This window comes from Ewingella sp. CoE-038-23 (assembly GCF_040419245.1).
Lineage (GTDB): Bacteria > Pseudomonadota > Gammaproteobacteria > Enterobacterales > Enterobacteriaceae > Ewingella > Ewingella allii.
Window position 1 is genome coordinate 1 of record NZ_JAZHOH010000014.1, and the last position, 325, is coordinate 325.

Here is a 325-nt window from a genome sequence, read left to right on the forward strand (position 1 = left end):
ATCAGACAATCTGTGTGGACACTGCACAATGCGTATCTTTAGGTAAGGAGGTGATCCAACCGCAGGTTCCCCTACGGTTACCTTGTTACGACTTCACCCCAGTCATGAATCACAAAGTGGTAAGCGCCCTCCCGAAGGTTAAGCTACCTACTTCTTTTGCAACCCACTCCCATGGTGTGACGGGCGGTGTGTACAAGGCCCGGGAACGTATTCACCGTAGCATTCTGATCTACGATTACTAGCGATTCCGACTTCATGGAGTCGAGTTGCAGACTCCAATCCGGACTACGACATACTTTATGAGGTCCGCTTGCTCTCGCGAGTT

General features: G+C 50.8%; 1 rRNA gene. It reads right to left on the bottom strand.

Features of this window, described 5'->3' with window-relative positions:
* Nucleotides 1-43: 43 nt before the first annotated feature.
* Nucleotides 44-325, bottom strand: a 16S ribosomal RNA gene (locus V2154_RS24880); the annotation flags it as partial.